Annotated in this window: 7 protein-coding genes and 2 tRNA genes; 2 read left to right on the forward strand and 7 right to left on the reverse strand. The window is 66.7% G+C overall.

The window, feature by feature from the left end; all coding sequences use genetic code 11:
* Positions 1-4: 4 nt before the first annotated feature.
* The 6 genes from DJ69_RS12015 to DJ69_RS12040 are packed head-to-tail and all read right to left on the reverse strand — an operon-like array spanning position 5 to position 8,179.
* Positions 5-424, reverse strand: coding sequence for a NusA-like transcription termination signal-binding factor (locus DJ69_RS12015; protein WP_099255828.1), 420 nt, complete (start codon positions 422-424; stop codon positions 5-7).
* Positions 424-1,638 (reverse strand): DNA-directed RNA polymerase subunit A'', encoded by a 1,215-nt coding sequence (gene rpoA2, locus DJ69_RS12020; RefSeq protein WP_099255829.1) that lies wholly within the window; start codon positions 1,636-1,638, stop codon positions 424-426. The genes DJ69_RS12015 and rpoA2 overlap by 1 nt, the downstream gene beginning before the upstream one ends.
* Positions 1,631-4,552 carry a DNA-directed RNA polymerase subunit A' gene (locus DJ69_RS12025; RefSeq protein WP_099255830.1) on the reverse strand — a complete coding sequence of 974 codons (2,922 nt, stop codon included), beginning with the start codon at positions 4,550-4,552 and terminating at the stop codon, positions 1,631-1,633. Before DJ69_RS12025 ends, rpoA2 begins: the two co-directional genes overlap by 8 nt.
* Before the next feature lie 6 nt (positions 4,553-4,558).
* Positions 4,559-6,388 (reverse strand): DNA-directed RNA polymerase subunit B, encoded by a 1,830-nt coding sequence (rpoB, locus tag DJ69_RS12030; protein ID WP_099255831.1) that lies wholly within the window; start codon positions 6,386-6,388, stop codon positions 4,559-4,561.
* A 1-nt stretch (position 6,389) separates the two neighbouring features.
* The gene (locus DJ69_RS12035; RefSeq protein WP_099255832.1) at positions 6,390-7,955 is read right to left on the reverse strand and encodes a DNA-directed RNA polymerase subunit B''; all 1,566 of its coding nucleotides are present in this window, start codon (positions 7,953-7,955) and stop codon (positions 6,390-6,392) included.
* Positions 7,952-8,179 (reverse strand): DNA-directed RNA polymerase subunit H, encoded by a 228-nt coding sequence (locus tag DJ69_RS12040; RefSeq protein ID WP_004048733.1) that lies wholly within the window; start codon positions 8,177-8,179, stop codon positions 7,952-7,954. The genes DJ69_RS12035 and DJ69_RS12040 overlap by 4 nt, the downstream gene beginning before the upstream one ends.
* Before the next feature lie 315 nt (positions 8,180-8,494).
* On the opposite strand from DJ69_RS12040, the gene DJ69_RS12045 reads away from it, so the two are divergent.
* Positions 8,495-8,567, forward strand: a tRNA-Asp gene (locus tag DJ69_RS12045).
* Positions 8,568-8,596: 29 nt separating this feature from the next.
* A tRNA-Asp gene (locus DJ69_RS12050) sits at positions 8,597-8,669 on the forward strand.
* Between the two features lie 215 nt (positions 8,670-8,884).
* Here the strand turns inward: DJ69_RS12050 and DJ69_RS12055 are convergent.
* Positions 8,885-9,398, reverse strand: a 514-nt coding sequence (locus DJ69_RS12055; RefSeq protein WP_394338360.1) for a histone deacetylase family protein, incomplete at its 5' end; no start/stop codon positions are given.

Below are 9,398 nucleotides of genomic sequence, written 5' to 3' on the forward strand. Positions count from 1 at the left end.
CGCCTCAGGTCAGCTGGATGTCGTCGATGTCGAAGTGGCGCTTCGCCAGCGTCCGCGCCGTCTCGATGTTGGCGCCGTCGGCGCCGATGGCGACGCCGCGGTCCGGCTCCGGCACCTCGACGTACGCGACGCGGTCGTTCTGCTCGGAGATCGTCACGGCGTTGACCGCCGCGGGCGCGAGCGCGCTCGCAACGAACGCCTCCGGCGTGTCGGCGTCTTCCACCAGTTCGATGGATTTGCCGAGTCGGCGCTCCGTCTCCTCGACGGTCTCGCCGGCCTGCCCGATCGCAGCGGCCATCTCGCCGGCCGGCACGAGAAACACGAGCCGGTCGCCCTCCACGAGGCAGTCCTTCGGCGCCACCCCGGTCAGCTCGTCGAAGCGACCGATGTACTGCCGTGCCTCGTCGGAGAGCTCGACCCGCATCAGTCGTCGCCCACGACCCGCGACCCCATCCGGAGGTCGACGTCGCCGGTGCCGAGCGAGATCGGTTTCCCGGCGATGACGTTTTCGATGACCCCGTCGAGCTCGTCGTACTCGCCGTGGATCGCGGCGTCGAGCAGGTGGTTCACCGTCACCTCGAACGCCGCGCGAGCGAGCACGGAGTCCTTCGACCCCGAGATGCCGTGGCGACCGATCGACTCGATCTCGCCGTTGTTCGTCATGATGTCGGCCACGAGCATGAGGTGGCGGACGTTCACGTCGTCGAGCCCCTGCTCTTCGAGCGTGTTCTTCGTCTCGTCGATGATCGTCTCGCGGGCCGCCTCGACCCCGAGGTTGCGGTAGATCTCGTGGATGTTGTTACACGTCGTCCGCGAGGCGTCGACGCCCTCGATATCGAGGGTGTCGCCGAACGCCGACCCCTCGGTGTAGAGGACGAACTCCTCGTCGCCGTCGATCTCCTCTTTCCGGATGACGACGCGCTCGATCTCTTCGATCCCCTTGAACACGATCTCCCGGAGCCGCTCGACGAGCTGGAGCAGTTCGCGGTAGCTCGGCTCGTTCGGTCCGAACTCCACGACGGTCCCCGACTGTCGGGTGTCGACGCCGAGCGAGTCCTCGATCGTCTCGGCGATGATCCCGGCGACCTCGGTCGGGTCAGAGTGGGTCGGCCACCGCTCGAGGAGGGTGTCGTCGTTGAGGTCGATCCGCACCAGCATGTCCGCGACGTTCGTCGACACGTCGCCGAGCGCGAGGATGCGCGTCGCCTCGATGGACCACACGACCTCGTGGGCCTTCTGGCGGTCCGTGGCGTACTCGCCCTCGAGGTGGACCGTCATCATCGGCGTGTCGGGCGTCTTCCGTGCGTCCACCAGCTCGATGAGCCGGGGGAGCCCCTGCGTGACGTCGATCTCAGCGACGCCGGCGTAGTGGAACGTGTTCATCGTCATCTGCGTCCCGGGTTCGCCGATCGACTGCGCGGAGACGGTCCCGACCGGATCGAGCGGGTCGACCCGCGTCTCGATGTACCGGTTCTCGACGCCGGTCGCGATGTCGGTGGCCTGCTCGACCGTGACCTCGCCGGTCTCCTCGGCCTTCCGGTCGATCGCCTCGTACACCTCGTCTTTGAGGCGGGCGGGCAGCTCGGTGGCCTCCACGACCGCCTCGATGTCGTCGGTGACGTGGGCGTACTCAGTCATCCGACTCCACCCCCGAGGCCTTGTTCAGGCCCGGTCCGGAATGCTCCGAGAGGTTCGTCGGCGGCGACCGCTCGCCCAGGAACCGCTCCTTCTCGTCGCTGGACTCGAACTCGGCGTCGACGACGCGGTCGACGATGTCGTCGACGTCGATGCCGTCGCCCTCGCCGGAGGAGACCTTCACCGGCGAGGTGCCGTCCTCGCCGAACTCGAACTGGACGATCCGGCCCGAGGTGTCCCGGACCGTTCCGTCGTACTGCGCCTCGAGCTCGGAGAGCGCGTTGATGAGCCGGCGCTGGAGGTAGCCGGACTTGGAGGTCCGGACCGCCGTGTCGACCAGCCCCTCGCGGCCGCCCATCGCGTGGAAGAAGAACTCCTCGGGCGTGAGCCCGCCGCGGTAGGAGTTCTCCACGAACCCGTGCGCTTCCGCGGAGAGGTCGTTCTCCTTGTAGTGGGAGAGCGTCCGGTCCTCGTAGCCGCGGTTGATCCGCTCGCCGCGAACCGCCTGTTGACCGACGGAGCCGGCCATCTGCGTGAGGTTCAGCATCGACCCACGCGCGCCGGATCGGGCCATCACGACCGCCGGGTTGTCGTCGCCGAAGTGCTGGTCGGCGATCTCACCGGCCGAGTCGCGCGCCTTCCCGAGCGTCTGCATGATCTTCATCTCCAGCGTCTCGTCGACGCCGCGGCCCGGCAGCGACTCCAGCTCGCCGGCCTCGTACGTCTCGATCAGCTCTTGGACGCGGTCGTAGGCGCTCCCGATCGCGTCGTCGACCTGCTCTTCGGCCTCCGGCGGAATCGACTCGTCGTCGATCCCGATCGAGAACCCGAAGTGCATGATCGCGCGCATCGCCAGCGACGCGATCTCGTTGATGAACACGCGCGAGCGCGTCTCCCCGTACTCCTTGGTGAGGGTGTCGACGACCTCGCCGCCGAACGCGCCGACGGCGTCCTCGTCGATCGTCCCCTCGATCAGCTGGCCGTCCTCAATGCGCACGCTGTCGCCCGTCGAGGAGGTGAACTCAAGCGAGAGGTCGTCGGGGAGCAGCTCCGAGAACAGCGTCCGACCGGTCCAGTACTCGCGCCCCTCGTCGTCGACGCCGTCCGCCTCGGGCAGCTCGTCGACGCGGGTCGCGCGCAGCAGGTCGAGCGCCTGCGTCTCGGTGAACTCGGGGTTCGAGTGCGTCAGCAGGTAGGTCCCGGAGATGTGGTCCTGAATGGCGCCGATGATGTTCCCGCCGAACCGCGGGCTCAGGATCTGCTCTTGGACGCGCATGAGGACGCGCGCCTCGGCGCGGGCCTCCTCGTTCTGGAGCGCGTGCATGTTCATCTCGTCGCCGTCGAAGTCGGCGTTGTACGGCGGACAGACGACGGTGTTGAGCCGGAACGTCTTGTACGGCATCACCACGACCTCGTGGGCCATGATGGACATCCGGTGCAGCGAGGGCTGCCGGTTGAAGATCACGATGTCGCCGTCGACGAGGTGGCGGTTGACCTCCCAGTCGGCCTCGACCTTCTCGGCGAGCTCCTCGCAGTTCTTCTCGGTTACCTTCAGTCGGCGACCGTCGGGGCGGCGGACGTAGTTGGCGCCGGGGTGGGCCTCGGGGCCGTTCCGGACGTACTGACGCGCCTCCTCGACGTTGCGCTCGGTGACGTTGAGCGTCTGGGTCATCTCCTTCGCCACGCGGTCCGGGACGCCGACCTCGTTCAGCGAGAGGGTCGGGTCCGGCGAGATGACTGTCCGGGCGGAGAAGTTGACGCGCTTCCCCGAAAGCGAGCCGCGGAAGCGTCCCTCCTTCCCCTTCAGCCGCTGACTGAGGGTCTTGAGGGGACGGCCGGAGCGGTGTCGCGCCGGCGGCGTCCCGCTGATCTCGTTGTCGACGAACGTGGTGACGTGGTACTGGAGCAGCTCCCAGAGGTCCTCGATGATCAGCTGCGGGGCGCCCGCCTCGCGGTTCTCCATGAACCGCTGGTTGATCCGGATGATGTCGACCAGCTTGTGCGTGAGGTCGTCCTCGGAGCGCTGCCCGTTGTCGAGCGTGATCGAGGGACGCGTGGTGACCGGCGGAACCGGAAGCACCGTCAGGATCATCCACTCCGGTCGGGAGTGCTCGGAGTCGATACCGAGCACCTCCAGGTCCTCGTCCGGGATGTCCTCGAACCAGTCGCGGATGTCCGAGGGCATCAGCTTGTTCATGTCCTCCTCGGTGAGGTCGACGTCCAGCGCCTTCTCGATGGCGCGGCGGTCCTCCTTGCGCGGACGGAACTCGCCGGCCATGATCTCGTTGATCCGGTCCAAGGCGATGTCCGTCTTCTCGGCGAGCTCCTGCGGCGAGGTGCCCGGATCGTCTTCCTCCTCGTCGGGCTGCATCGCGGCCGCGATGCGCTCGGAGTAGTCGCCCGAGAGCACGTCCTGGACCTCGTAGTAGGTCGTCGGCTTCTCGTGTTTGATGTCCGCCTGCGGCTCGCCGCAGAACGGGCACGTCGACGCCTTCCGGGCCTGCCGGACGGCGGCCTTCAGCACGTCGTGTTCGTCGTCGCCGAGCTCCTGCGCCCGCTCGTAGCGGTCGCGGAACTCGTCGCGCTGCGCGTCGTCCAAGGCGAGCCGCCCGCACTCGCGGCACGTCGAGCGCAGCAGCCGGCGGATGAGCTTCGTGAAGCCCACGTGGATGACGGGCGCGGCCAGTTCGATGTGGCCGAAGTGGCCGTTACAGGAGCCGGAGTGGGAGCCGCAGGTCCGACACTCCAGGCCGGGGTCGATGACGCCCAGCCGCGGGTCCATCAGCCCCATGTCGATCGGGTAGCCGTCGTCGTCGTACGTGTCGGCCGTGATCACCTTCGTCGCGGACATGTCCCGGTACGTCTCCGGGTCCATGAGGCCGAAGTCGATGCCGCCGAGCACTTTCGGTGTTTGCATTGACATTTAAATTGCGTCCTCCAGTTCGAGTTTCGGTCGGATGCCGAGGGCGATCATCTCGTCGAGCAGGAGCTTGAACGCGTAGCTCACTTCGAGCTCGTGGATGTCGTCCTCGTCGCCCGTGACCGGGTCGTACACCCGGCGCTGTTCGCGGTCTTCGACTGCGACGAGCCCCGTCTCCGCGGAGACGTGCACCGTCTCGGCGTCCGAGGACTCCAAGAGCCGCTCGTTGAGCACCATCGACGCGCCGTGGCCGATGATCGTGTCGCGCTCCATCTCCCCGACACGCAGGCCGCCCTCGCGGGCGCGCCCCTCGGTCGGCTGGCGCGTGAGCACCTGCACCGGACCGCGCGAGCGGGCGTGGAGCTTGTTCGACACCATGTGGTACAGCTTGTGGTAGAAGATCGTCCCGACGAAGATCTCCGCCTCGATCTTCTCGCCGGTGACGCCGGAGTACATGACCTCCTTCCCGGAGGATTTGAAGCCGTGCTCCTCCAGTCCACCGCGAAGCTCCTCTTCGTCTTCGCCCTGGAACGGCGTGCCGTCGACCCGCGATCCGCGGAGCGACCCGACCTTCCCGCCGAGCATCTCCAGCACGTGGCCCACCGTCATCCGGGACGGCAGCGCGTGCGGGTTCATCACGAGGTCAGGGACGACCCCCTCCTCGGTGAAGGGCATGTCCTCTTGTGGTGCGAGGTGCCCCACGACGCCCTTCTGGCCGTGTCGAGACGCGAACTTGTCGCCCAGTTCGGGGACCCGCTGGTCGCGCACCTTCACCTTCGAGAGCTTGGAGCCGTCCTCGCCCTCCATCAGCGTCACCGTGTCGACGACGCCGGATTCGCCCGAGCGCATCGTCACGCTGGTCTCACGGCGCTTCTGCGGGGAGAGCCCGCCCATGTCGTCCGGCTCCTCGAGGAAGCGCGGCGGGCTGGTCTTGCCGAGCAGCACCGAGGACTCGTCCACCTTCGTCTCGGGGTTGACGAGGCCGTCCTCGTCGAGGTGGGTGTACGCGTCCTCGCCGCGTGCGCCGCGAACGTCTTGGTCGGGAATCTCGAAGCGGTCCTCCTGACCGCCGGGGTACCGGCGCTCTTCGCCCTCGTAGGTCCGGAAGAAGTGCGAGCGGGTGAGCGCGCGGTCGACGGAGCCCTGGTTCATCACCAGCGCGTCCTCGATGTTGAACCCCTCGTAGGACATCACGGCGACGACGAAGTTCTGCGCCGCCGGCCGCTTGTCGAAGCTGATCTGGTCGGACGTCTGCGTCCTCACCATCGCCAGCTGCGGGTAGTGCAGCAGGTGTTGACGCGTGTCCGGCCGGATACGGTAGTTGGCGGAGGGGAGCCCGAGCGACTGCTTCATCATCCCCGCGCCCATCGTAATCCGCGGGCTCGCGTTGTGCTCGGGGTACGGAATCATCCCCGCGCCGATACCGAACACGAGCTGCGGATCGATCTCGAGGTGCGTGTGGTCCTCGGTCACGTCCTCTTCGTCGACGGCGACGAGGATGTCCTCCTCCTCCTCGGCGTCGATGAACTCGACGTAGCCGCGCTCGACGAGGTCTTCGAACTCGACCTCGCCGCGTTTGACGGCCTCGACCTGCTCGTCGCCCAGCAGCGGCTCGCCGTTCTCGACGACGATCAGCGGGCGGCGGGCGCGCCCCGCGTCCGCGTTGACGATCACTTCCTGGGTTCGGTCCTTGACCGAGACGTTCACCATCTCCGAGACGTCGCCGCGTCGGCGGGCCTCGCGGATCTGTTCGGCGAGGGCCTCGGGGTCCGGGTGGGTCCCGACGAGGCTCCCGTTGACGTACACCTTCGCTTCGCGTTCTGCCTGAGCCATATTAGTCGTCCGCCGTCTGTCGTTCGACGCCCTCGATGCCGGGGATCCCCTCGACACCCATCGACGCCAGTTCTCGTTTCAGCCCCTGTTCGTCGTCTACGGTCTGCGAGAGCTCCATCGCCTGCGCGAAGTTCTTCACGAGTCCGCAGTTCGGCCCCTCCGGCGTCTCGGAGGGACAGATGCGACCCCACTGGGTCGCGTGGAGGTCTCGCGCCTTGAAGTGCGGCTGCGAGCGCGACAGCGGCGAACGCAGGCGCCGGAGGTGCGAGAGCACGCCCATGTAGTCGGTCCGGTCGACGAGCTGGGAGACGCCGGAGCGGCCGCCCACCCAGTTCCCCGTCGCGATCGGGTGTTCGAGCCGCTCGGTCAGCACGTCGGAGCGGACGACCGTGTTGACGGTGAGCTCGCGGTTCCGCATGTTCGCACGCTCGAGCTGGTACTTCACGTCGCGCGCCAGCTTGTTCAGCGCGGTCCGGAACAGGTCGCGCATCAGGTCGCCGGAGACCTTCAGGCGCTTGTTCGCGTAGTGGTCCTTGTCGTCGGCCTCGCGGCGGTCCAAGGCGAGCTCGAAGCACGCCTCGGCCATCCGGCAGAGGTAGTACGCCTTGTTGATCCGCACGTCCTCCTCCTCGACGCCCTCCTCGTGGAGGTGCGGGAGAAGGTAGCGGTCGATGACGTAGTTCGCCCGCTTGAGCTGGTAGTTCTTCCCCTGGCCGGAGGCGACGCGCTCGCCGAGGGTCTCGATGGCCTCCTCGGTCGTCTGCACGTCGGCCTCCTCCAAGTTCTCCAGCATGAACTTCACGATCTCGGGGTCGTCGGAGACGCGGTGGACGATCTCCTCGTCGGATTCGAGCCCGAGCGCGCGGACGAGCGTCACGAAGTCGATCGAGCCCGAGACGGACGGGAACGACACTTCGAGCAGCCCCTCGCGGTTGCGCTCACAGAGCACCAGCGCGCGGTACCCGCGGCGCTGGGAGAACGTCTTCGCGACCTGGATCTCGTCGCCGTACTTCGAGTCGTACTCGGCGAGGATCTTGTTCGGTGCGAGGTCCTCCGAGGTCATCAGCACGCGCTCGGAGCCGTTGACGATGAAGTAGCCGCCGGGGTCGACGGGGTCTTCGCCGATGTCGATGAGCTCCTCGTCAGAGAAGCCGGCCATGTTACACTTGTCCGAGCCGACCATGATCGGCATCCGGCCGACCTTGGTCTCGGTCGTGTCGACGACCTGCTCGGGCTCCTCCTCGCCGCCGCGCACGATGGACATCTCCATGAACACGGGCGCCGAGTAGGTGATGTTTCGGAGTCGGGCCTCCTGGGGGTACAACAGTTCCTCGGAGCCGTCGGCCTCGCGAACGCGCGGGGTGACCATCCGCACGTCGCCGAGCTCGACGTAGACGGGCTCTTGGCCCTCCTTGTCGCCGATGTCGGTTTCGATCGTCTCCTTCTCGTCGACGACCTCCTGCATGCCGCGGTCCAGGAAATTGTTGAACGATCGGAAGTGGTGTTCGGCGAGCCGTTCGTCCGAGAAATACTCGCGTGACACCACGCGTCGGTCTTGCCTGTTCATGAGACGACTAGTCGGTACACGACCGCTTCCTCGGTCGTGCGGGAGTTTCGAACGATCTTCACCACGTCGCCGACCTCGGCCTCGTCGGGGAGCGCGGGATCAGTGCGTTTGATCTTCGGTAGGTTCGTCCGTTTCACGTCGTACTCCGCCAGAACCTCGTCGACCTCTTCGGGTTCGAGGAGAACGTGGTCCGGGACGAGTTCGTGTTGGCTTACGTCTACCATGGGTGGTGGTTATTGAAAGAAGCTATCACGAGATACTACAGATCGCTATATGCGCCAACCTCATAAGGCTTGCCAAGCGGCTCCGCCACGCACGGCTCACGGCGACAGGGGCGTGCGATACTCCAACTCATGCGGGTATCACACAAAAGGGTACCGCCGCGATCGACCGCGCGTTCGTCGTCGCCCTCGTCGTCGGTCTCGTCGAGGGGCCGATCGGGCTCCCACCGACGCCGCACCCTCCCTGTCATCGGTCACCATCGTCGTCGGGGATGACAAGCCTTATTTGCCAGACAGGGGTACGAATGACTGCGACAAGCCCGGATGGTGTAGTGGCCCATCATACGACCCTGTCACGGTCGTGACGCGGGTTCAAATCCCGCTCCGGGCGTCCCCACGCTTCGGGGTTAGTCGCTGTTTGCCCGGATGGTGTAGTGGCCCATCATACGACCCTGTCACGGTCGTGACGCGGGTTCAAATCCCGCTCCGGGCGTTTTCGACGATCAACACGACGAGCGATCGCTCCGCTCGTCGACATCGCGCTCAAGGGGTTGCTTCTGAGAATGACCGAACGGAGTAAGCGCCCTCCGCCGAGTTCACATCCCACGCCGAACGTTTCTGTCGCCGCCGCTGACGAGTGAGGAGCGAAGGCGAATCCGGCGACGCCGAACGCTCTCGACCCCGACTCAGCGAACGATCAACGTTCCGTCACGACAGATCGAGCTGTTCTCGCAGCTCCGCCACCAGCGACTCCGTCTTCTCGTCGGGATCGTCGTCGTCGCTGACGGGGGTGCGCCCGTCGAACGTCTCGTGAACCATCGAGACGCCTTCGGCCAACGTGTCGAGCCCGTACCCGCCCTCGAGGACGAAGGCGGTCGCGGCCCCGATCTCGTCGGTGACGGTCCGAATCTGATCGGTCATCAGCGCGTATCCCTCGGAGGAGACGCGCATCCGCGAGATGGGGTCGTGTCGGTGGGCGTCGAATCCGGCCGAGACGATCAGGAGGTCGGGGTCGAACCGTCCGAGCGCCGGGGCGATCGCCTCGTCGATGGCGTAGCGGTAGTCCGCGTCGCCCGCGCCGGCCGCGAGCGGGATATTCGCGGTGGTCCCCTCTCCGTCGCCGCGGCCGGTCTCGTCGAGTGCGCCGGTGTCCGGGTAGAGCCCCTCCTCGTGGATCGACGCGTAGAACACGTCGCCGCGGTCGTAGAACACGTCTTGCGTC

Source organism: Halorubrum persicum (genome assembly GCF_002727125.1).
GTDB classification, from domain to species: domain Archaea; phylum Halobacteriota; class Halobacteria; order Halobacteriales; family Haloferacaceae; genus Halorubrum; species Halorubrum persicum.

Excerpts from the sequence above, each read along its gene's own strand:
- DJ69_RS12040 (WP_004048733.1), bottom strand. The coding sequence starts at position 8,179 with ATGGTAGACGTAAGCCAACACGAACTCGTCCCGGACCACGTTCTCCTC.
- rpoB (WP_099255831.1), bottom strand. The coding sequence starts at position 6,388 with ATGGCTCAGGCAGAACGCGAAGCGAAGGTGTACGTCAACGGGAGCCTC.
- rpoA2 (WP_099255829.1), bottom strand. The coding sequence starts at position 1,638 with ATGACTGAGTACGCCCACGTCACCGACGACATCGAGGCGGTCGTGGAG.
- DJ69_RS12015 (WP_099255828.1), bottom strand. The coding sequence starts at position 424 with ATGCGGGTCGAGCTCTCCGACGAGGCACGGCAGTACATCGGTCGCTTC.
- DJ69_RS12025 (WP_099255830.1), bottom strand. The coding sequence starts at position 4,552 with ATGCAAACACCGAAAGTGCTCGGCGGCATCGACTTCGGCCTCATGGAC.
- DJ69_RS12035 (WP_099255832.1), bottom strand. The coding sequence starts at position 7,955 with ATGAACAGGCAAGACCGACGCGTGGTGTCACGCGAGTATTTCTCGGAC.